A 21,582-nucleotide genomic window follows, 5' to 3' on the forward strand; every position below is an offset into this window, starting at 1 on the left:
ATGTGAGTGGTATCCCGCGCCCATGACGACCGTCCCCATTTCGAACATCCGCAATTTCTCCATCGTCGCCCATATCGACCATGGCAAATCGACGCTGGCCGATCGTCTGATCCAGATGACGGGCGGCCTCTCCGACCGCGAAATGGCGGGCAAGGAGCAGGTGCTCGATTCCATGGACATCGAGCGCGAGCGCGGCATCACCATCAAGGCGCAGACGGTGCGCCTCGCCTACCGCGCCAAGGACGGCAAGGACTACATCTTCAACCTGATGGATACGCCCGGCCATGTCGACTTCGCCTACGAAGTCTCGCGGTCGCTGGCGGCCTGCGAGGGTTCCCTGCTGGTGGTCGACGCCAGCCAGGGCGTCGAGGCGCAGACGCTGGCCAACGTCTACCAGGCGCTCGACAACAATCACGAGATCGTCCCGGTCCTGAACAAGGTCGACCTTCCCGCCGCCGAGCCCGAGAAGATCAAGCAGCAGATCGAGGACGTCATCGGCATCGACGCCTCCGACGCGGTAATGATCTCGGCCAAGACCGGCCTCGGCGTCCCCGATGTGCTCGAAGCCATCGTCACCCGCCTGCCGCCGCCGAAGGGCGACCGCAATGCGACGCTGAAGGCGCTGCTGGTCGACAGCTGGTACGACGTCTATCTCGGCGTCGTCGTTCTCATTCGCGTCGTCGACGGCGTCATGAAGAAGGGCAGCCGCGTCCGCATGATGGGCACGGGCGCAGCCTACGACGTCGAGCGCGTCGGCTTCTTCACGCCGAAGATGACACAGGTCGACGAGCTCGGCCCCGGCGAGATCGGCTTCATCACCGCCGCGATCAAGGAAGTCGCCGACACCCGCGTCGGCGACACCATCACCGACGACAGGAAGCCGGTCACCGAAATGCTGCCGGGCTTCAAGCCCGCCATCCCCGTGGTGTTCTGCGGCCTGTTCCCGGTCGATGCCGACGATTTCGAAACGCTGCGCGGCGCCATGGGCAAGCTGCGCCTCAACGACGCCAGCTTCTCGTTCGAGATGGAAACCTCGGCCGCACTCGGCTTCGGCTTCCGCTGCGGCTTCCTCGGACTTCTGCACCTCGAGATCATCCAGGAGCGGCTGTCGCGCGAGTTCGACCTCAATCTGATCGCGACCGCCCCGAGCGTCATCTACAAGATGAAGCTCACCGACGACACCGAGATCGAGATCCACAATCCCGTCGACATGCCCGACGTGGTGAAGATCGCCGAGATCCAGGAGCCCTGGATCGAGGCGACGATCCTCACGCCCGACGAATATCTCGGCAGCGTGCTGAAGCTGTGCCAGGACCGCCGCGGCGCGCAGAAGGAGCTGACCTATGTCGGCGCCCGCGCGATGGTGAAATACGATCTGCCGCTGAACGAGGTGGTGTTCGATTTCTACGACCGCCTGAAATCGGTTTCCAAGGGCTACGCCTCGTTCGACTATCATCTGACCGATTACAAGCCGGCCGACCTCGTCAAGATGCAGATCCTCGTCAACAACGAGCCGGTCGACGCGCTCTCGATGCTGGTCCACCGCACCCGTGCCGAGGGCCGCGGCCGTGCCATGGTCGAGAAGATGAAGGAGCTGATCCCGCCGCACATGTTCCAGATCCCGATCCAGGCAGCGATCGGCGGCAAGGTGATCGCCCGCGAGACGGTCCGCGCATTGCGCAAGGACGTCACCGCAAAATGCTACGGCGGCGACATCACGCGTAAGCGCAAGCTTCTGGAGAAGCAGAAGGAAGGCAAGAAGAAGATGCGGCAGTTCGGCAAGGTCGACATCCCGCAGGAAGCTTTCATTGCCGCGCTGAAGGTGGACAGCTGAGGGATCTAAGGCCGCCTGACGAATACCTCAACCGCTGTCATGCCCGGGCTCGTCCCGGGCATCTACGTTCTTGGTATCCGGCAAAGTCGTGGATGGCCGGATCAAAGCCCGGCCATGACGACAAAAGCGTATCCTGTTTTCGAAGAGGCCGGTTTGAGCCTTTCGAGGCCGAACAGCTAAATCCCGAAAAACAACCCCACGCACAGTAGCCGACAGCTTGTTTGCATTTGCGTTTTCGATTTTTGCGAATCTGGTTTGACCCGTCGGGCAAAACAGTGGCATGACGCCATCATCGCAGCGTGTGGCACACCGTCATTCCGGGGCTCGCGAAGCGAGAACCCGGAATCCATCAAGCAGCAAGCGAAGCGGTGAAATGGATCCTCAGATGCGCAATTGCGCATCATAGCTCGCGCCAAGTGGCCCGCCCCGGAATGACGACAGTCACCTGGCCCCCTCACCTAACAAAATCATCATCGCCTCACGCAATCGCGCCCAGCCGCCAGCCTTGCCCTCAGCCGCCCGATAGGCCACGATCCCCACCGCGCCCCATCAACAAAACCAAGAGCGCCGAGGAAACGCATGAGCAAGCCATCGAGCTTCGATTATGGCTGGGTCGTTGTCGCCGCGGGTGCGCTGATGACTTGTGTCGGGTTCGGCACGATGCTGTCGCTGGCGGTGTTCCTGCAGCCGATCTCGGAAGCGATGGGCTGGTCGCGCGCCGGCGTGTCGGCGGCGGCGACGCTGGATTTTCTTTGCATGGGCGTTGCCGCGTTCTTGTGGGGCACGCTGTCGGACCGCTTCGGCACCCGCATCGTGGTGCTCTCGGGAAGCCTGCTGCTGGGGCTCGGCCTCGTCACCGCGAGCCAGGCAACGAGCCTGTGGCAATTTCAGCTCTTCTTCGGCGTGCTGATCGGCATTGCCGCCGGCAGCTTCTATGCACCGATGATGGCGCTCGCGAGCGCGTGGATCGAGAAGAACAGGAGCCTCGCGGTGGCGCTGGTCTCCGCCGGCATGGGCGTGTCGCCGGTGACGATCGCGCCGACCGCAAGCTGGCTGATCACCGCCTATGACTGGCGCACCGCGATGCTGGTGATCGGCATTGCCGCGTGGGTGCTGCTGATCCCCGCCTGCTTCCTGGTGCGTCCGGCGCCGGCGGCAGCAGGCAACACGAATGCGGACGCCGCACCGAACGTGGAGCTGACCGCGGCGCAGGCGCTGCGCACGCCGCAATTCATCGCGCTGGCGGCGGCGCATTTTGCCTGCTGCGCCGCGCATTCCGGCCCGATCTTCCACATGGTGTCCTATGCGATGGTGTGCGGCATCGCCCCGCTCACGGCGGTGACGGTCTACAGCGTCGCCGGCGTCTCAGGCCTCGGCGGGCGCCTGCTGCTGGGCACGCTCGCCGATCGCATCGGTGCAAAGCCCGTGCTGGTCGGCGGCCTGTTCGTGCAGGCGATGTGCATCGCGACTTATCTTGCGGTGGCCCGGCTCGGCGAATTCTATGCGCTCTCGGTCGTGTTCGGTCTCGCCTATGGCGGGGTGATGCCGCTCTATGCGGTGCTGGTCCGCGAATTCTTCGGCGCGCGCATCATGGGCACTGTGTTCGGCGCAGTCTCGGCCTTCGCCAGCCTCGGCATGGCGCTCGGTCCGTGGGCCGGCGGGCTCGTGTTCGACAATTTCCAGCAATACACGTGGCTGCACGCCGGCTCCTTCGCGATCGGGCTCGCCGCAGTCGCGGTGGCGCTGAGCTTTCCGACCCGACGCAGGCAACCGCTCGACCTCGGCCGCGCCGCGGCCTGACGCGGCAAGGGCGACTTCCGAGCGCGTGGAGCGACCATGGAATGTACGATCCGATCTGCGCGCGCGAACGATACCAGCGAGATAAGCGCGGTCATCCTGCGTGCGCTGCGCGAAACGAACGCGAAGGACTATACGGACGAGATCATCGAAAGGGTCGAGCGCAGTTTCAGCCCGGACGCCGTGCTGCAACTGATCGGCAAACGCACCGTTTTCGTCGCCACCATTGGCAGCCGCGTCGTTGGAACGGCAAGTCTTGACGGAAGCGTGGTCCGGACGGTTTTCGTAGCCCCCGACGTTCAGGCGCGCGGCATCGGCAAGCGGCTGATGGCCGAGATCGAGCGCACGGCGCGCGAGCGTAACATCGCTTCGCTGACCGTCCCTTCGTCGGTCACCGCGGAGGCTTTCTACGCCCGGCTTGGATTCGTTGCGGTGCGCGACAGTTACCATGGTGACGAGCGCACGATCATCATGGAGCGATTGCTCGACGAGCCCTCGCCATAGTCCGTAGCCCGGATGGAGCGAAGCGCAATCCGGGGTCATCGCCGCGGTTTCCAAAGTCCCCGGATTTTGTTTCGCTCCATCCGGGCTACGTCGGCGCGCAAGATCTGAGATCATGACGGGCGGACCAGGCGGCGCGATGTGATCTTGATCCTCCTTGCCAAATAGACCACCATCCCGTCCCTCACCGCTCACGGCAGAATGGGCGAGGAAACGCTATATGAATGCAACTTCCGGGGTTGGCTTGGTCGAACGTGCGCGCGCCATTGCGCCGCTGATCGCGCGCGAAGCCGACGAGATCGAGCGGACGCGGCGGCTCACGCCTGTCGTCGTGAACGCCCTCATCGACAACGGGCTCTATCGCGCCCTCCTCCCGCAGAGCCTCGGCGGCACTGAAGCTCCGATCGACGTCTTCATGCAGATGCTGGAGGAGATCGCGAAGGCGGACGCCTCGACCGCCTGGTGTCTCGGCCAGTGCAGCGTCTGCGCGATGATTGCGGCCTCGCTCGACCACGATACCGCCCACGAGATCTTCAACACGCCGCCCGGCATTCTCGCCTGGGGCGCGATCGCGCATGAGGCACGCAGCGCCGTGGGCGGCTATCGCGTCACCGCGCGCTGGGATTTTGCCTCGGGCTCGCGGCAGGCGAGCTGGCTGGGGGCGCATGTGCGCATCATCAATGGCGACGGCATGCCGCGGACAAACGCCGACGGCTCGCCGGAGGTGCGGACCATCCTGTTTCCGGCCGCGCGCGCGGTGCTGCACGACGTCTGGCAGGCGATCGGGCTCGCCGGCACCGGCACGGATTCGTACGAAGTGAGCGACCTCTTCATCCCCGAGCGTTTTACGGCGTTCCGCGACGTGCCATCGGCGTTGCAGGAGAAGGGCCCGCTCTACAAGATCGGCACCGGCTCGACCTTCAGCCTCGGCTTTGCCGCGGTCTCGCTCGGCGTGGCGCGCGCCACGCTGGATGCCGCCATTGCGTTGGCACGTGGAAAGCACCAATCGCTCGCCGCCAGCGCGATGCGCGACAACCAATCGGTCCAGGGCCTGATCGGCCGCACCGAGGGGGATTTGCGCGCCGCGCGCGCCTATCTCTATGCGACCGCGCATACGATGTGGCGCGAACTCTGCGCGACCGGCGAATTCAGCGCGGCGCATCGCAGCGCGGTCCGCCTGGCCGCGACCTGGACCATCCATCAATCGGCGAAGGTGGTCGACACCGCCTATCATATGGCCGGTGCGACGGCGGTGTTCCGCAGCAACCCGTTCGAGCGGCGGTTTCGCGACATGCATGCGATCGCCCAGCAGATCCAGGCGCGCGATACGCATTACGAGGATGTGGGGAAGGCGATTTTGGCGGGGGGCTGACCGCTTCCACGCTGACGGTGCGCTCCCTCCCCCGCTTGCGGGGGAGGGCTGGGGAGAGGGTGTCTCCGCAATCGAGACCCCCCAGAGGAAAGAACCCTCACCCGACGCTTCGCGTCGACCTCTCCCGCAAGCGGGAGAGGTCGACCGAGAGAGCCGCGCGTCCCTTACGTTGGGAGATACTTGCGAAACGCGAAGAAATGGCTCCGAAGGAGCGCGATGCTCACGCCACCAGCACGGCGTCCTCATCGCCGTCAATCCCGCGCTGTGCCGCGAGCAGGCTGACGATCTCCGCATTCGGCCGGGCCTTGCTGAACAGAAAGCCCTGGCCTTCGTCGCAGCCCTCGGTGCGGAGGCAGCTGAGCTCGGCTTCTGTCTCGACGCCTTCGGCGGTGATGGTGACCCCGAGGCCTTTGCCGAGGCTGACGATGGAGCGGATGATGGCCTGGGCCTCGCGGTTGGCGCCGAGATCGCGCACGAAGGACTGGTCGATCTTGATCTTGTCGAAGGGGAAGCTGCGTAAGTAGCTGAGGCTGGAATAGCCGGTGCCGAAATCGTCCATCGAGATGCGTACCCCGAGCGCGCGCAGCGCGTGCAGGGTCGCCAGCACCTGCGCGCTCTTTTCCAGCAGCAGCGTCTCGGTGATCTCGAGCTCGAGCCGCCGCGGCGGCAGGCCGGAATGCTTCAGCGCGTCGGTGACGATCGAGAGCAGATTGCCACTGCGAAACTGGAGCGGCGACAGATTGACGGCGACGCGGACGTCGTCCGGCCAGGCCGCGGCATCCAGGCACGCCCGGCGCAGCATCAAGCCGCCGAGCGGGTTGATGAGACCCGTGTCCTCGGCAACCGGAATAAACTCGGCCGGCGAGACCATGCCGCGCTCCGCATGCGGCCAGCGCACCAGCGCCTCGAAGCCGGTGATGCGGCCGCTCTGGAGGTCGATCAACGGCTGATAATAGGGACGGAGCACGTCGTTCTGGATGGCGTCGCGCAGCTCGACCTCGATCTTGCGGCGGCTCTGCGCCTTGGCATCGAGCGCCGCCTCGAAGAAGGCGAAGGTGCCGCGCGCGTCGAGCTTGGCGCGTGACAGCGCCATGTCGGCGCTCTTGAGCAGCTTCTCGGACTCATCACCGTCGCCCGGCGCCATGGCGATGCCGATGGAGGCGCCGATCACCACGGAATGGCCGTCGAGCAGATAGGGATCAGCGATGGCTTCGAGCAGCCGCTTGGCCAGCATCACCGCGTCTTCGGGCCGCGCCAGACCGCTTTGCACGATCGCGAACTCGTCGGAATTGAGCCGCGCCAGCGCGTCTTCCTCACGCAAGGTGGAACGCAGCCGCTTGGCGACGCCCCGCAGCAGCTTGTCGCCGACCGCGTGTCCCAGCGTGTCGTTGACCGACTTGAAACTGTCGAGCCCGAGGATGAGCAGCGCGGCCTTGTCGGTGCTGCGCCGCGTGTGCAGCAGCATCTCGTCCATCTGCTGGCGCAAGAGATTGCGGTTGGGCAGGCCGGTCAGCCCGTCATGCTGGGCCATGAAGGCGAGCCGCGCCTCGGCGCGCTTGCGCTCGGTGATGTCCATCAGCGCGAGCAGCACCGCCGGTCGCTCGGCATAGGTCAGTTCGCGCGAATAGATCGCAAGGTCGATCAGCGCGCCGTCGGCCTTGACGTGCTTCCAGGTGCGCCCGGCCTGCTCCTCGCCCGAGGGACCGGCGGTCCAGGGCGGCTCGCGGTCAAAGGCCTGCAAGGAGCGGATCTTCAATTGCTCGAACTCGGCGCGGCTGTAACCGTAATGCGCGACCGCGGCGTCGTTGACGCCGAGGATGCGCTCGTCATCCAGGGCGCAGACGATCATGGGCACGGGATTGCCGTCGAACAGCAGGCGGAACGAAGCCTCGCGCTGCTTCAATTCAGTGATGTCGACGCGCAGGCCGACGACGCCGCCGTCATCGGTCAAGCGCTCGTCGATCAGGATGACGCGGCCGTCCGACAGCTTCTGCTCGTGCCGCGCGGCAGGTTGATAGAGCTTTTGCAGCCGCTCGGCGATCCACTCGTCTTCGTGGCCGATGGCTTCGGGATAATCACCGCGGGTGACGCCGATGCGCAGCGTGTCTTCGAGACGCGCGCCTTCTTCGAACAGATCGGCGGTCTTGCGGTAGATCTCGGCGTATTTCTTGTTCCAAAGCACGTAACGGCCGTCGGCATCGAGAAACACGATGCCCTGCGGCAGGATGTCGATGGCCTGGCGCAGGCGCTCATGGGATTTGCGCGCTTCCGCGATCGCGGCTTCCGCCTCGGCGCGGCTGCGCATGACTTCGTCGCGGTCCGAACGGGTTCGCAACGCGCGCGCCAAGCGCGGCTTGCGTGGCAATTGGCCGGCCCAGGCAAGCACGCTTCTGTTTCGTTTTCTTGTTTTTCGAGACCCCAAACCCAACTTCACTCGTCCCAATCGCGCCCAGTGGGGCGCAAGTTTTGGGGCAAGTGTCTGAAAGAAAGGTAATCTTGGGTGACCGCGCCCGCCGGGGCAGCGCCTTGCGAACACCGAGAGCCCAGCTCTCGTGCCTGTTTGCGCGGCGCAAGCGGGCCGAGTGGCGCGCCAGACCTGTGGCCTCGTCGCAATCGGGCAGAGAGATGGCGCAAAAACGCGCCCTCTCCATGAATCAATTCCGCCCGCGCGTCCGATTGCATACGGCATCGAGATGAACCGCGTTCCGCGCACGAATTTTAGTCAATGCAGGATACGGTTATCGTACTGTTAAGAATCGGGCTGGCCCGCGACAAGACGACGACGTTCGGACGACCTCATTGGACATGGGGATCGTCATCCCGGGCGCAGCTTACGCTGAGGCAACGGCTGTCAAGACGCCGTGAGTTCTCGGCTGGGCGAAAGCCTCATTCTTAACGCCGGCGCGGTGTTGGGCTATAAGGGCTGCGCATGAGTCCCCGCCACATCGCCCCTCTCCTGCTTGTCATAACGCTCCTGGCCGCCGGCGGCGCGCTGGCGCAGGACAAGGGCAGCGTCAGCCCGAAGCCGCTGCCGCCGCTCGCCAATCCCAACGATCCGGATCTCGCCGCCAAGGAGCTGTTCGCGCGAAAGCTGCTGCCGTCGAAGGGGTCGGCCCACGTCATCGGCTCCTACGCCAAGGGCTGCATCGGCGGCGCGGATCAGATGCCGGTCAACGGCGACCATTGGCAGGTGATGCGGCTGTCGCGCAATCGCAGCTACGGTCACCCCGAGATGATCGCGCTGATCAAGCGGCTCGCGGCCAGGGCGCACAAGAACGCGGGATGGCCGGGCATCCTGGTCGGCGACATCGCCCAGCCGCGCGGCGGCCCGGCGCTGTCAGGCCACGCCAGCCACCAGATCGGCCTCGATGCCGACATCTGGCTGACGCCGATGCCGGACCGCCGCCTCTCGCGCGAGGAGCGCGAAGACATGTCGGCGGTGATGATGGTGCGACCCGACCGGCTCGACATCGATCCAAAAGTGTTCACACCTGGCCATGTGCTGGTGCTGCGCGATGCGGCGCGGGAGCCGGCGGTGCAGCGCATCTTCGTCAACGCCGCGATCAAGAAGGCGCTGTGCCGCGAGGCCAAGGGCGACCGCGCGTGGCTGTCGAAGATCCGCCCCTGGTGGGGCCACGATTACCACTTCCACATCCGCATGCATTGCCCGGCTGGCGCCGGGGAATGCGAGGGTCAGCCGTCGCAATCCGAGGACGAAGGCTGCAAGCCCGCCGATCTCGCCTATTGGTTCTCCGACGCCGTGCTGCACCCCAAGCCGCCGCCGGAGCCGCCAAAGCCGAAGCCGCCGATGACGCTGGCGCAGATGCCGGCGGCCTGCAAGGCGGTGCTGCATGCGGCGGATGCGAAGCCGTAGTGTGTGTGTGGGCATACTGTCGCCACCCCACCGCCGTCGTCCCGGACAAGCGTCAGCGCAGATCCGGGACGACAGTGGTGATTGCGGCGCGCTTGTCCGGGATGACGAACCAGGTTTGACCTAGCGGCCCGGCCTGCTATCTTCGCCAGCAGCGATATCCCTGCCGGCCGTAAGCCGCAGCCGGGCCCCGTGGAACAGCGCTTCCGCCCGTCGCGACCTGACCCGCCAACGCCAGATCTGCGCGTGCTTCCTGCGCGCGAGCTCGCACGGAGCGCTCCTCATGATTCGTATTGCCGGACTTGTCGCCGCCTTCGTCGCCCTCGCAAACGCGAGCCTTTCGCCCGCGGCCGCCGAGGACAAGACCATCACCGTGTTCGCCGCGGCGTCGATGAAGAACGCGCTCGACGAGGTCGACGCGGCCTACACCGCCAGGACCGGCGTCAAGTTCTCGGTCAGCTATGCCGCAAGCTCGGTGCTGGCGAGGCAGATCGAGCAGGGCGCGCCGGCAGACGTGTTCGTCTCGGCCGACACCGACTGGATGGACTACGCGACAGCCAAGAAGACCATCAACGAGCCTTCCAGGGTCAATCTGCTCGGCAACAGCATCGTGCTGATCGCGCCGAAGGACTCGGAGATCAACAACGTGACCATCGCGCAAGGCTTCGACCTCGCCAAGCTCGCCGGCGACGGCAAGATCGCCACCGGCGACGTCAAGTCGGTGCCAGCGGGCAAGTATGCCAAGGCGGCCCTCGAAAAGCTCGGGGCGTGGCAGGCCGCCGAGCCGAAATTCGCCATGGCCGAGAGCGTGCGCGCGGCGCTGACGCTGGTGGCGCGCGGCGAGGCCAAGCTCGGCATCGTCTACGCCACCGACGCCAAGGTCGAGCCCGGCGTCAAGATCGTCGGCACCTTCCCGGCGGATTCGCATCCCGCGATCATCTATCCCGTCGCCGCGACCACGACCGCGAAGGGCGAGACCATGGACTATCTCGCATTCCTGCGCTCCTCGGCCGCCAAGACCATTTTGGAAAAATACGGCTTCAGGTTCCTGATCAGCCCCACGACGTGATATCTCCGGCTTGATGTCCGAGATTTCTCCCGCCGAATGGACCGCGATCCTGCTCTCGCTCAGGGTCGCGATCATCGCAACGCTGGTGGCGACGCCATTCGGCATCGCGCTGGCGTGGCTGCTGGCGCGGCGTGATTTCTGGGGCAAGTCGCTGCTCGACGCCATCGTGCATCTGCCGCTGGTGCTGCCGCCTGTCGTCACCGGCTATCTGCTGTTGTTGACGTTCGGCCGCCGCGGCCTCGTCGGCGGCTTCCTCGCCGACCATCTCGGCATCGTGTTCTCGTTCCGCTGGACCGGCGCGGCGCTCGCCTGCGGCGTGATGTCGTTTCCGCTGCTGGTGCGGCCGATGCGGCTGTCGATCGAGGCGATCGACCGCCGGCTCGAGCAGGCCGCCGAGACGCTCGGCGCCGCGCCCTGGAAAGTGTTCTTCACGGTGACGCTGCCGCTGGCGCTGCCCGGCGTGCTCGCCGGCATGGTGCTCGGCTTTGCCAAGGCGATCGGCGAGTTCGGCGCCACCATCACCTTCGTCTCCAACATTCCCGGCGAGACCCAGACGATTTCGTCCGCGATCTACTCGCTGATCCAGACGCCGGACGGCGACGCCGCCGCGGGCCGGCTGGTGATCGTCTCGATCGTGCTCGCATTGGGCGCCCTGATCGCGGCCGAATGGTTCGCCCGCCGCGCCACCGCGCGATTGCACGGGAACTGATCATGCTGCAGGTCGACATCGAAAAGCAGCTCGGCGAGTTCTCGCTGTCCGCGACCTTCACCGGCGAGGGCCGCGTCATCGGCCTGTTCGGCGCCTCCGGCGCCGGCAAGACCTCGCTGGTGAATATGATCGCAGGGCTGCTGCGGCCCGACCGCGGCACCATCGTGATCGACGGCGAAACCGTCGACGACACCGCCGCCGGCCTCCACGTCCCGACCTGGCGCCGCCGCATCGGCTATGTATTTCAGGACGCGCGGCTGTTCCCGCATCTCGACGTCGCGCAGAATCTCGACTACGGCCGGCAGATGAACCGCCTCGCGCCCGATCCTGCCCAGCACAAGCGCGTCATCGACCTGCTCGACATCGGCGCCCTGCAGGGTCGCCGGCCCGGAAAGCTCTCCGGCGGCGAGCGCCAGCGTGTCGCGCTCGGTCGCGCGCTGCTGTCGAAACCGCGCCTCTTGCTGCTTGACGAGCCGCTCGGCGCGCTCGACGAAGGCCGCAAGCTCGAGATCCTGCCCTATCTGGTGCGGCTGCGCGACGAGGCCAATGTGCCGATGGTCTATGTCAGCCACGACGCCGCCGAGCTGCGCCAGCTCGCGACGCAGATCGTGATGCTGAAGCAGGGTCGGGTGACGAGCTTTGGCGGGGTGAAGGTGCTGGCGTAGCAACTCCGTCGTCGTCCTTGCGATGGCTTTCGTAGGGTGGGCAAAGGCGCCCTTGCGCCGTGCCCACCAACTCTCTCGATCGCAAAAAATGCGTGGGCACGCTTCCGCCGTCGCTCTTCGAGCTATGGCGGACAAGTCGCTTTGCCCACCCTACGGCAGCGTCAAACCCCCGCCACCGACGTCCACACATCGGCGAGCTTGCGCCGCAGCGCCTGCGCGCGGGTCAGCGGCGCGGGCGTCTCGTCCTCTTCGGGCAGGCGCAGGCCGACGACGCTGACGCGGCCGCCGGAGATGGAGCGCGCGACCAGCACGATCTCGTCCAGCGCGAGCTCGGCGCCCTCCTTCGGCGCGCGGTCGAGATGGACGTCGAAATAATCGGCGAGCGTGAGCTTGCTCTCATCGTCGCTCACCTTCACGCCGTAGATCTCGGCGAGCTCGGCGAGCGTGTGCTCGGCGGAGACCATGAAGTCGCCGAGTAGATGCGGATCCGGCGCCGAGCTCGGCTGCATGTCGACGAAGAAGCGGTCGAGCGACTCGGCCTTTTCCGGCGGCGCCAGCAGATAGATGTAGTCGCCGGGCGCGATCGGATCGGCCTCCGTCGGCGTCAAAATGTTCTCGTTGCGGATCACCAGCGTCGGCTTGGACCAGGATGGGATCAGGCCGCGGCGGAAATACAGGCTCTTGGGCCGCACCGGATAGCCGACCAACTGCTGTTCGAGCTGGCCGGGCAGATCCAGCTCGACGCGGCGCGGGCCGCGCTCGGCGCGCGGTAGCGCCACGTGCAGCTTGCGCGCGGCCGGGGCCAGGGTCCACCCCTGCAACAGCAGCGAGATGATGACGACGACGAAGGCGACGTCGAAATAGAGATAGGCCTTGGACAGGCCGACCAGCATCGGGATCGAGGCCAGGAAGATCGCGACGGCGCCGCGCAAGCCGGTCCAGGCGATGAAGATCTTCTCGCGCCAGTTGAAGCGGAACGGCGCCAGGCACGCGAATACCGCGATCGGCCGCGCGACCAGCATCAGCACGAAGGCGACCCCGACCGCCGGCAGCACGCTGGCGCCGAGCCTACTCGGCGAGACCAGCAGGCCGAGCAGCACGAACATCACGATTTGCGCCAGCCAGGTCGCGGCATCGAGGAAGGCCACGACCGAGTTATGCGCGCGCGTCGGCCGGTTGCCGATGATGATGCCGGCGAGATAGACCGCGAGGAAGCCGGAGGCGTGCATCATCTGCGAGCCGCCGAAGATCACCAGCGCGGCCGTGGTCACGAAAGGCGCATGCAGGCCCTGCGGCAGCGCCACCTTGTTGAGCGCGATGACGACGAGGCGGCCGCCGATGACGCCGACGATGGCGCCCAGCACCGCCTCCTGGATAAACTCGACCAGCACATGGCCGGGCGAGCTCGAGCCGACCGAGATGTACTCGACCAGCATCAGGGTGAGAAAGATCGCGAACGGGTCGTTGGTGCCGGATTCCGCCTCCAGCGTCGCGCCGACGCGCGGGCGCACGCGCAGGCCCTGGGTGTGCACCAGCAGGAACACGGCCGCCGCATCGGTCGAGGCCACCACGGCGCCGACCAGCAACGACTCCGTCCAGTTGAGGTCGAGCGCATATTTGGCGAACGGCGCCGTGATCAGCGCGGTCAGGAGCACGCCGATTGTCGCCAGCACCACGGAGGGCGCCAGCACGGTGCGGATGCTGGCAAAGCGCGTCCTGAGGCCGCCGTCGAACAGGATCAGGGCCAGCGCCACCGAGCCGACCAGATAGGTGGTGCGGACGTCGTCGAACTGGAGCTGGCCGGGACCGGAATCGCCAGCGAGCATGCCCACCGCAAGGAAGACCAGCAGCAAGGGCGCGCCGAAGCGCAGCGCAAGCAGGCTCGACAGGATGCCGGCCATGACGAGCACGGCGCCGAGCAATATGGCGAGGCTGACGGAGTCGAGAGAGGCCATCCACCTTCCGGGTCAAAACAGCTGGAATGGCATCCTTATCGTCGGGGGACTCGCGCGCCAACCCATTTTCGTTCCTCGCGGCAATCTGCCCGTATTATACGGCCTTAACGTACATCACATGCCGGTGTATCGATGGTTCGGCCGCGCCCTTTGTGGGATTCTGCGGCTCCCTCGAATCAATTCCTCCCCGCTTGCCGACGAGACCGATGGACATGGACCTCAAGGACTTCATGGAGTTCGTGCAGACCACCGCGCGCAGCGTCGGGGCGGAAATCTCCTCGCCCTGGTTCTACCTGCAGTTCGGCCTCATTCTGGCCGCGGCCGGCATCGCCTATGCCGCGGAGACCGCCGTCCGCAGCCGGATCGACATGACCTCGCTGGCGATGCGCTGGCCGCTGCCGCTCCGGCACTTCGCCCGGGTGATGGTCTCCAGCGCCTCGACGGCGGTGTTCACCTTGCTCGTGATCATCTCCCGCGTGGTGATGTACCACGCGACCTGGCCGAGCCGCTCCTATCTCCTGATGGTCGCCGCCAAGCTCGGACTGGCCTGGCTCGCGATCCGGCTCGTGACCTCGGTGCTGCGCAATGCCTTCATCGTCAAGCTGGTGTCGATCACGGCGTGGTTTCTCGCAGCGCTCTCGATCCTCGGCCAGCTCGATACGACGGTCGACCTGCTCGATTCCTACGCGATCGTGCTCGGCGGCCTCAGGCTGACGCCACTGCTGGTGCTCAAGGCCGGTGCGCTCCTCCTCATCGCGCTGTGGGCGACCAACATCGCGAGCAATTTCGCCGAGAGCCGGATCAACGCGACCACCGACCTGACGCCATCGGTGCAGGTGCTGCTGGTCAAGATCATCCGCATCGGGCTGCTTGCGGTCGCGATCGTGATCGCGCTCGGCGCGGTCGGCATCGATCTTTCGGCGCTCGCGGTGTTCTCCGGCGCGGTCGGCGTCGGCATCGGTATCGGTCTGCAGAAGATCGTCGCCAACTTCATCTCGGGCATCATCCTGCTCGCCGACAAGTCGGTGAAGCCCGGCGACCTTGTCACCATCGGCGACAATACCGGCCGCATCAGCGCGATGAAGACGCGTTATATTTCCGTCGCCGCCGGCGACGGCCGCGAGTTCCTGGTGCCGAACGAGGATCTGGTGACGCAAAAGGTCGTCAACTGGACCTATACCGACAAGAACACGCTGGTGAAAATCGCCTTCGGCACCAATTACGACGCCGATCCCCGCCTGGTCTGCACGCTCGCCGCGGAGACCGCCGCCGCCCATCCGCGCGCGCAGAAGGGCAAGCCGCCGACCTGTATCCTGACCGAGTTCGCCGAAGCCGGGATGAAATTCTCGCTGACCTTCTGGATCGCCGACCCTGATGGCATGGACAAGGTCAAGAGCGACGTGATGCTGGGGCTGTGGGACGCCTTCAAGCACGAGGGCATCCGGGTTCCCTATCCCGTCCGCGAAATCCGCATCCGCGGCGGCGCGCTGCCGGTGGAAACCACCGTAGAAGTCCCGAATTAGGCCCGCTTTCGGGCGCAAAGAGCAGGCCCGGCTTGCATGAAGGCCCGCAATCATTAAATTAGGGCCTGAAATCAAGCCTTTCCGCCGATATTTGGACAGCCCCGGAAGACCGCACAAGCATGAGCTACGTCGAAGCCACCGATACCTCGCTGCGCAAGACCGGACAGATCAAGCTGCATGGACCGGCCGCCTTTGCCGGCATGCGCAAGGCCGGCGCGCTGGTGGCCAAGTGCCTCGACGAGCTCACCGACATCGTCGGGCCGGGCGTGCCGACCTCGCGTATCGACGAGTTCGTCCGCGACTTCGCCTTCAGCAACAACGCCTATCCGGCGACGCTGATGTATCGCGGCTATCGCTATTCGACCTGCACCTCGCTCAACCACGTGGTCTGCCACGGCATGCCCGGCGACCGTCCGCTGAAGGAGGGCGACATCGTCAATATCGACGTCACCTTCATCGTCGACGGCTGGTACGGCGATTCCAGCCGGATGTATGCGATCGGCCCGATCGCCCGCAAGGCCGAGCGGCTGATCGAGGTGACGTATGAAGCGATGATGCGCGGCATCGCCGCGGTGAAGCCCGGCGCCACCACCGGCGACATCGGCCACGCCATCCAGAGTTTCGTCGAGCCGCAGGCCATGAGCGTGGTGCGCGATTTCTGCGGCCACGGCCTCGGGCGCATGTTCCACGACGAGCCGAACATCATCCATATCGGCCGCCCCGGCGAAGGCGTGCAGCTCAAGCCCGGCATGTTCTTCACCATCGAGCCGATGATCAATCTCGGCAAGCCGCACGTGAAGATCCTCTCCGACGGCTGGACCGCGGTGACGCGCGACCGTTCGCTATCGGCGCAGTTCGAGCACTCCGTCGGCGTGACGGCAACGGGCGTAGAGATTTTCACGCTATCGGAGCGGCACGGCGAGAAGCAGATCGGCTAGCGGTTCGGCCCGCTCGCCCATCATCAAGCCATTTGCGGCCGCAATTGACGGTTGCAAAAGCGCAGGTCCCCGGCGATGCTGGCGGCCGATGCCCGCCAAGCCGGACCACGACAAGAGCAAGCCTGACGACGCGCCGCACTATCACGGCCATCGCGAGCGGCTGCGCGAGCGCTTCTACAATGCCGGCGCGGATGCACTCAGCGACTACGAACTCTTGGAGATGGCGCTGTTTCCGGCACTGCCGCGGCGCGACACCAAACCTCTGGCAAAGGCGCTGATCAAGACGTTCGGTTCATTCGCCGAGGTCGTGCACGCGCCGGTGGCGCGCTTGCGCGAGGTTGAGGGCATCGGCGAATCCGCGATCAACCAACTCAAACTGATCGCCGCGGCGGCGCACCGCGTCGCCAAGGGCGGGGTCAACAGCCGCAACGCGCTGTCATCCTGGAACGAGGTGATCGACTATTGCCGCACCAGCATGGCGTTCGCCGACAAGGAGCAGTTTCGCCTGCTCTTCCTGGACAAACGCAACCAGCTCATCGCCGACGAGGTGCAGCAGACCGGCACCGTCGACCACACCCCGGTCTATCCGCGCGAGGTTATCAAGCGCGCGCTGGAGCTATCGGCGACCGCCCTCATCCTGGTGCACAACCACCCCTCCGGCGATCCCTCGCCCTCGCAGGCCGACATCCAGATGACCAAGGCCATCATCGACATCGCAAAGCCGCTCGGCATCGCCGTGCACGACCACATCATCGTCGGCAAGAGCGGGCATGCGAGCCTGCGCGGGCTGCGGTTGATTTAGCCCGCTGGCGCCACCCGGAGCGCCATCGGCGTCGAGCGCGGATTGAGGGCGTGAACGATTTTCGTTCGCGCCCCCAACTGCAACAGCGATCAATCAATCCGGCGCGTCAATTCACAGGCGCCGCCAGCAGCTCGTTCAGATTGGCGTCAAGCTGCGCGAGCAACTCCGGGTCCACACCAAACAGGCCGAGATGTCCGCAGATGCTCTTCAGCGGACGGAACTCGCTTCCCGGGATCAGACGCTGCTCAATCTCGCAGTCGCTCGGCGGGAAGAACATGTCGTGACTGATCGGCATCACGTAGGTCTTCGCCTTGATACGGCCGAGCGCCAACGCGAGATCGCCGCCGGTGTTGCGGCTCACGTCGCCTCGTTGCCATTTCCACGCCATCGCCAGCAGAGCGTTTGGATCCATCGGCGCGAAATATCCTGTCATGAAGGTGTCGACGAAGGCCTGCATCGAGTCGAAGCCGAGCGCTTTGTGTCGGCCTTCGCGGAAGAAGTCGGTACTCCACCCCATCACCGTCCACAGCTTGGCGTGGCGCTTGAGGCCGGCGGAGACATCGGCCGGCGAACCGTACTTGCCGCCGCCGAACCCCGGATCGGATGTAATGGCTTCGCAGAGTGTCTCGGCGAAGACGAAATCGTGCTCAGTGTTCTTGGCGGTGCCGGCGATCGGAGCAGCTCGCTTGACGAAGTCGGGATAGCGCACGGCCCACTCATAGGCCTGCTGCGCGCCCATCGAGCCGCCGACGACCAGCGCGAGACTCTTTAGACCGTATTTCTCGGTCAGAAGCTTGTGTTGGGCGCGAACGTCGTCGCCAATGCGCACTTTCGGGAAGGTCGGTACGGCCTGCGCTCCACCGCTGTTGTTCGGTGAGGTGGAAAGGCCATTTCCGATCTGGTTGACGACGATGATAAAGTACTTCGCCGGATCGAGCGCACGCCCGTTGCCGATGTAGACCTGCTCCATGATCTTGCTCGTACCCGAGTACCAGGTTGTAACGAGGATCGCGTTGTCCTTCGCCGCGTTCAGCGTTCCGTGGGTCGCCACCGCAAGCTGACAGTCGGGAATATAGCCCCCCTCCTCAAGCTCGAGGTTGCCGATTCTAATCATCTCATAGGGACCGTGGTCTTCCTGGCCGTAGTAGGGATTTGTGCTCATTGGATGTTTCCTCCTGTTGTTGTTATCATCAGGTCATCGCAAAGCCTTGGTAGCCATTGGCTGCAAGTTCGTCGCACTGCCGGTTGTAGTTACCGACGCCGCCAATATAGGACAGCAGGCGTCGTGGCTTTCCGTCGACGTTCGAGCCCATGTACCAGGAGTCGGTTTTCACAACGAGGGTCGCGGCCGCGATCTCGTCGTGGTGCTTCACCCAGTTGTCCTCGAACTCCTTGGTTGCCTCAACGACGCCTTTGCCGTGCTCCCTCGCGTAAGCAATGCAGTCGGCGATCCAGTCCACCTGCTGCTGAAGACAGGTCGTCATGTTGCAAAGTGCGGCGGACGGAGCGAGCGGAGCGCCGGTGGTGAACAGGTTGGGATAGCCGTGCACCTGCAACCCCATCGCGGTGCGGATATCGTCGTGCCACCTGTCCTTCAGCGAACGGCCGTCGCGGCCGCGGATGTCGATCCGGCTGAGGGCGCCCGAACCGGCGTCGAATCCGACGGCTAGGATGATGATGTCGGCCTCATGGACCTTCCCGTCGGAGGTCTGGATGCCTTCGGGCACGATGCGCTCGATCGGTGTCTTGCGGCAGTTCACTCCCTCGACGTTGTCCTGCAGATAGGCCTCAAGATATTTGTTCTCGAGTGGCACACGATGCGTGCCGAATCCGTAGTCGTTCTCGGATGGAATGAGCAGATCGCACAGCTTCGGGTCGTTCCGAAGCCGCTGCCGCAACTTGCCTCGGACGAATTCAGAAACGACCGCGCTTACCGCCTCGTCGAAGAACATTTCCGGGAACGTCGCAAGCCACATCGATAGCGATCCGTCGTTCCAGTATTTTTCCAGAACCTCGGTGCGCTCATCGGCGGTCAGTTCGGCCCAAGGGCGATTCTCGAAGTCATAGTCGAAGCCCGCGAAGGTGGAGCGCACGCGGGTCTTCAGCTCATTGAATCGGCTGCTCCAGCGATCCCAATCCGCTTGCGAATATTTCGGGTTCTTCATGGGCACAACATATTGTGGCGTGCGCACGAACACCTTCATCGACCCGACTTCGGGTGCGATGGTCTGGATCACCTGGATGCCGGTGGCTCCGGTGCCCACCACGGCGACCCGCTTGCCTTTGAGATCGATACCGTCTTTCGGCCAGAGACCGGTATGGGTGATCACACCTTTGAACGTGGACTGGCCCGGGAAGCGGTCGTTCAGCGGGGCCGACAGCATGCCGCAGCAGGCCAACAGATATTGCGTATCAATGCGTTCGCCATCGGCAGTGACCACATCCCAGCGGCCGTCCTTCTCCCGATAGGTGGCGGACTCGATCCGGGTACTGAATTGGATGTCCTTCTTGAGATCGAAGCGATCAGCGACGAAGTTCAGCCACTGCTCGGTCTCTGGCTGCCCCGGAAAACGCTCGCTCGGCTTCCACGCTTTGTACAAATCCTCGGAAAACCAATACTGGTACACCTCGACCTGAGAATCGAAGCGCGCACCGGGGTAACGATTCCAGTACCAGGTTCCGCCAACGCCGGAGCCCGCCTCATAGGCGCGGACCTTCAGCCCCAGTTGCCGCATGCGGTGCAACTGGTACAGACCTGCGATGCCAGCTCCGATAACCACCGCGTCGAGCGTCGTCTTTTTTGTTCCGTTCGATCTGGACGTGATTTCAGCCTGGTCCATTTCCCTCTCCCGATATTTTTTTGGCTATGCACGGTGCCACTCGACCTAGTGGGCGGAGTGCGCGTCCTTGGCGATCCAACGGAAGTGCTGGGCAGGTCTCAGGGCCCCTGAAGGGTCTCAAGCCGCTCACGCATCGCCGGCAGAACGTGCCGGAAATTAGTTGCCCCGAACCACGGCGGGCTTGAACGAAGCCGACCATTTTTTGGACGAAATGCGCGTGCGGTGCAGCGAACGCTCCGGGCGAACCAATACATTTGGCCAAATGCAAAAAGCGCCGTATCCTGCGCTATCGATCCCATATCATCGGAAGGAAGAGCCGGCGAACGGCCACCAACCATGCGGAGGCTGCGCCATGAGCAAGTTCATTGCGGTCGAGGAGCTTCCGCGATACGCACCGGGTGAACTGAAGCTGGACAGTTCGGCGGTCGGCCGACCTGATTTCCGCATGCGGGTATTTCGCTATGCGCCGTCCGATATTTGGGTCCCCCCGACGGAAGACTTCCTGATCGTCGTCTACCGGCAAGGAGCCACCGCGATGAACCGTCGCGTGACCGGCGCATGGAAGCAGGAGCGAGTCAGCCGCGGCATTACCACGCTGCTGACCCGCGCCGAGCCTTCGCATTGGCGATGGGCAAACGATATAGAGGTCAGCCACTTCTACATTTCACCGGCTTTCATGATGAAAACCGCGAGCGAGGCTTTCGATCATGACGTCGGCGCCATTGAACTCCATGACCTGCTCGGAATCGATGACCCCGTCCTGGACTGGATCAACGAACAAATGGCTCACGAAGTCGCCGCCGGCGGTCCCGGCGGAAGACTCTGCTACGACGCGCTGGCGCTCCAGGCCAGCGTCCACATCGTGCGGAAATACGCGGCGGTGAAGTTCAAGATGCCTTCCGCGCGGGGACATTTCAGGCCGGCTCATGCCCGGCTGATCGAGGACTACATCCAGCAGAATATTTCCCGAAACATCACGCTCGACGAACTAGCAGCCATCTGCAACTGTACGCCGATTCAATTCGCGCGAAAATTCCACGCTCATTACGGGATACGGCCTCACGCTTTTGTTCAGAAACAGAAAGTCGAACAGGCATGCCGGCATCTGCGACGGGACAATCTTGCACTCAAGGAAATCGCGCTCCTCAGCGGCTTTGCCGACCAGAGTCATCTGAACAGGGTCTTTCGCCAGTACCTCAATTGTACGCCGGCTGAATATCGCAAGGGTGCCTCGGGCAGCTGAAGCCGTTCCGGTCCTGGCGGCGGCGACAACCTTCGTCAAAGTCGGAAAGCGTCGGCAAGAGCGGGCATGCGAGCCTGCGGAGGCTGCGGTTGATCTAGTAGCAATACCTGTGATCGACCCGGACATAATACCCGTCCGGCCTCTGCATGTAGCAGCCGCGCTGATAGGCATAGTAGCCGGAGCGGCGGCGCTCGCCTTCGGAAGCGATCGCGGCGCCCGTGCCGGCACCGACGACGGCACCGATTGCGGCTCCGCGGCCTCCACCGAGAGCGCCGCCGAGGATCGCCCCGCCGACACCGCCGATGATCGCGCCACCAATGGCGTCCTGGGCTGCGGCCTCATGCACGGGCATCGCCGCCGCGACCGTCAGACATGCCGCGATTCCAAAACTTCCAATGCGAAGACCCCGAAGCATGCTCGCCCTCCCTGTGGTGAGGCAAGTCATAGCGCCGGAGGCGGATTC

Annotated in this window: 17 protein-coding genes; 12 read left to right on the plus strand and 5 right to left on the minus strand. The window is 64.7% G+C overall.

The genetic code is table 11. From position 1 onward, the window contains the following. Nucleotides 1-22 precede the first annotated feature (22 nt). The 4 genes from lepA (at nucleotide 23) to IVA81_RS00830 (ending at nucleotide 5,504) form a co-directional block, all read left to right on the plus strand. A complete protein-coding gene (lepA, locus tag IVA81_RS00815; protein WP_247310812.1) occupies nucleotides 23-1,834 on the plus strand; it encodes a translation elongation factor 4 in 1,812 nt (603 codons plus the stop codon). Between the two features lie 579 nt (nucleotides 1,835-2,413). Next, on the plus strand, nucleotides 2,414-3,634 hold the full coding sequence (locus IVA81_RS00820) for an MFS transporter (protein WP_247310815.1): 1,221 nt from the start codon (nucleotides 2,414-2,416) through the stop codon (nucleotides 3,632-3,634). Nucleotides 3,635-3,670: 36 nt separating this feature from the next. Then, nucleotides 3,671-4,135, plus strand: a complete 465-nt coding sequence (locus IVA81_RS00825) for a GNAT family N-acetyltransferase (protein ID WP_247310818.1) — start codon at nucleotides 3,671-3,673, stop codon at nucleotides 4,133-4,135. 217 nt (nucleotides 4,136-4,352) lie between these two features. Further along, nucleotides 4,353-5,504, plus strand: coding sequence for an acyl-CoA dehydrogenase family protein (locus tag IVA81_RS00830; protein ID WP_247310820.1), 1,152 nt, complete (start codon nucleotides 4,353-4,355; stop codon nucleotides 5,502-5,504). Nucleotides 5,505-5,724: 220 nt separating this feature from the next. Here IVA81_RS00830 and IVA81_RS00835 read toward each other — a convergent pair whose 3' ends face one another. Continuing rightward, nucleotides 5,725-7,890, minus strand: a complete 2,166-nt coding sequence (locus IVA81_RS00835) for an EAL domain-containing protein (protein WP_247310823.1) — start codon at nucleotides 7,888-7,890, stop codon at nucleotides 5,725-5,727. Nucleotides 7,891-8,433: 543 nt separating this feature from the next. On the opposite strand from IVA81_RS00835, the gene mepA reads away from it, so the two are divergent. From mepA to modC, 4 genes are all read left to right on the plus strand, one after another. Continuing rightward, a complete protein-coding gene (mepA, locus tag IVA81_RS00840; RefSeq protein WP_247310826.1) occupies nucleotides 8,434-9,378 on the plus strand; it encodes a penicillin-insensitive murein endopeptidase in 945 nt (314 codons plus the stop codon). Nucleotides 9,379-9,658: 280 nt separating this feature from the next. Beyond that, nucleotides 9,659-10,444 (plus strand): molybdate ABC transporter substrate-binding protein, encoded by a 786-nt coding sequence (gene modA, locus IVA81_RS00845; RefSeq protein WP_247310830.1) that lies wholly within the window; start codon nucleotides 9,659-9,661, stop codon nucleotides 10,442-10,444. Between the two features lie 13 nt (nucleotides 10,445-10,457). Next, nucleotides 10,458-11,153, plus strand: a complete 696-nt coding sequence (gene modB, locus IVA81_RS00850) for a molybdate ABC transporter permease subunit (protein ID WP_124161231.1) — start codon at nucleotides 10,458-10,460, stop codon at nucleotides 11,151-11,153. Nucleotides 11,154-11,155: 2 nt separating this feature from the next. After that, on the plus strand, nucleotides 11,156-11,818 hold the full coding sequence (gene modC, locus IVA81_RS00855) for a molybdenum ABC transporter ATP-binding protein (RefSeq protein ID WP_247310832.1): 663 nt from the start codon (nucleotides 11,156-11,158) through the stop codon (nucleotides 11,816-11,818). Between the two features lie 161 nt (nucleotides 11,819-11,979). Here the strand turns inward: modC and IVA81_RS00860 are convergent, their stop codons facing one another. Then, nucleotides 11,980-13,773 (minus strand): potassium/proton antiporter, encoded by a 1,794-nt coding sequence (locus IVA81_RS00860; protein WP_247310835.1) that lies wholly within the window; start codon nucleotides 13,771-13,773, stop codon nucleotides 11,980-11,982. 206 nt (nucleotides 13,774-13,979) lie between these two features. Between IVA81_RS00860 and IVA81_RS00865 the strand changes: the two genes are divergently transcribed. From IVA81_RS00865 to radC, 3 genes are all read left to right on the plus strand, one after another. Next, the gene (locus IVA81_RS00865; protein WP_247310837.1) at nucleotides 13,980-15,296 is read left to right on the plus strand and encodes a mechanosensitive ion channel domain-containing protein; all 1,317 of its coding nucleotides are present in this window, start codon (nucleotides 13,980-13,982) and stop codon (nucleotides 15,294-15,296) included. Nucleotides 15,297-15,415: 119 nt separating this feature from the next. Continuing rightward, on the plus strand, nucleotides 15,416-16,234 hold the full coding sequence (map, locus tag IVA81_RS00870; RefSeq protein WP_246930899.1) for a type I methionyl aminopeptidase: 819 nt from the start codon (nucleotides 15,416-15,418) through the stop codon (nucleotides 16,232-16,234). Between the two features lie 88 nt (nucleotides 16,235-16,322). Then, complete coding sequence (gene radC, locus IVA81_RS00875) at nucleotides 16,323-17,036, plus strand: DNA repair protein RadC (protein WP_247310840.1); 714 nt, start codon at nucleotides 16,323-16,325, stop codon at nucleotides 17,034-17,036. Between the two features lie 106 nt (nucleotides 17,037-17,142). On the opposite strand, the gene IVA81_RS00880 is transcribed toward radC, so the two are convergent. Then, nucleotides 17,143-18,198, minus strand: a complete 1,056-nt coding sequence (locus IVA81_RS00880) for an alpha/beta fold hydrolase (RefSeq protein WP_247310843.1) — start codon at nucleotides 18,196-18,198, stop codon at nucleotides 17,143-17,145. Between the two features lie 28 nt (nucleotides 18,199-18,226). Continuing rightward, a complete protein-coding gene (locus IVA81_RS00885; RefSeq protein WP_247310846.1) occupies nucleotides 18,227-19,876 on the minus strand; it encodes an NAD(P)/FAD-dependent oxidoreductase in 1,650 nt (549 codons plus the stop codon). Nucleotides 19,877-20,228: 352 nt separating this feature from the next. On the opposite strand from IVA81_RS00885, the gene IVA81_RS00890 reads away from it, so the two are divergent. Then, on the plus strand, nucleotides 20,229-21,119 hold the full coding sequence (locus IVA81_RS00890; RefSeq protein WP_247310849.1) for an AraC family transcriptional regulator: 891 nt from the start codon (nucleotides 20,229-20,231) through the stop codon (nucleotides 21,117-21,119). A gap of 94 nt (nucleotides 21,120-21,213) precedes the next feature. On the opposite strand, the gene IVA81_RS00895 is transcribed toward IVA81_RS00890, so the two are convergent. Then, a complete protein-coding gene (locus tag IVA81_RS00895; RefSeq protein ID WP_247310852.1) occupies nucleotides 21,214-21,534 on the minus strand; it encodes a hypothetical protein in 321 nt (106 codons plus the stop codon). Nucleotides 21,535-21,582 lie beyond the last annotated feature (48 nt).

This window comes from Bradyrhizobium sp. 141, from assembly GCF_023074055.1.
Taxonomy (GTDB): domain Bacteria; phylum Pseudomonadota; class Alphaproteobacteria; order Rhizobiales; family Xanthobacteraceae; genus Bradyrhizobium.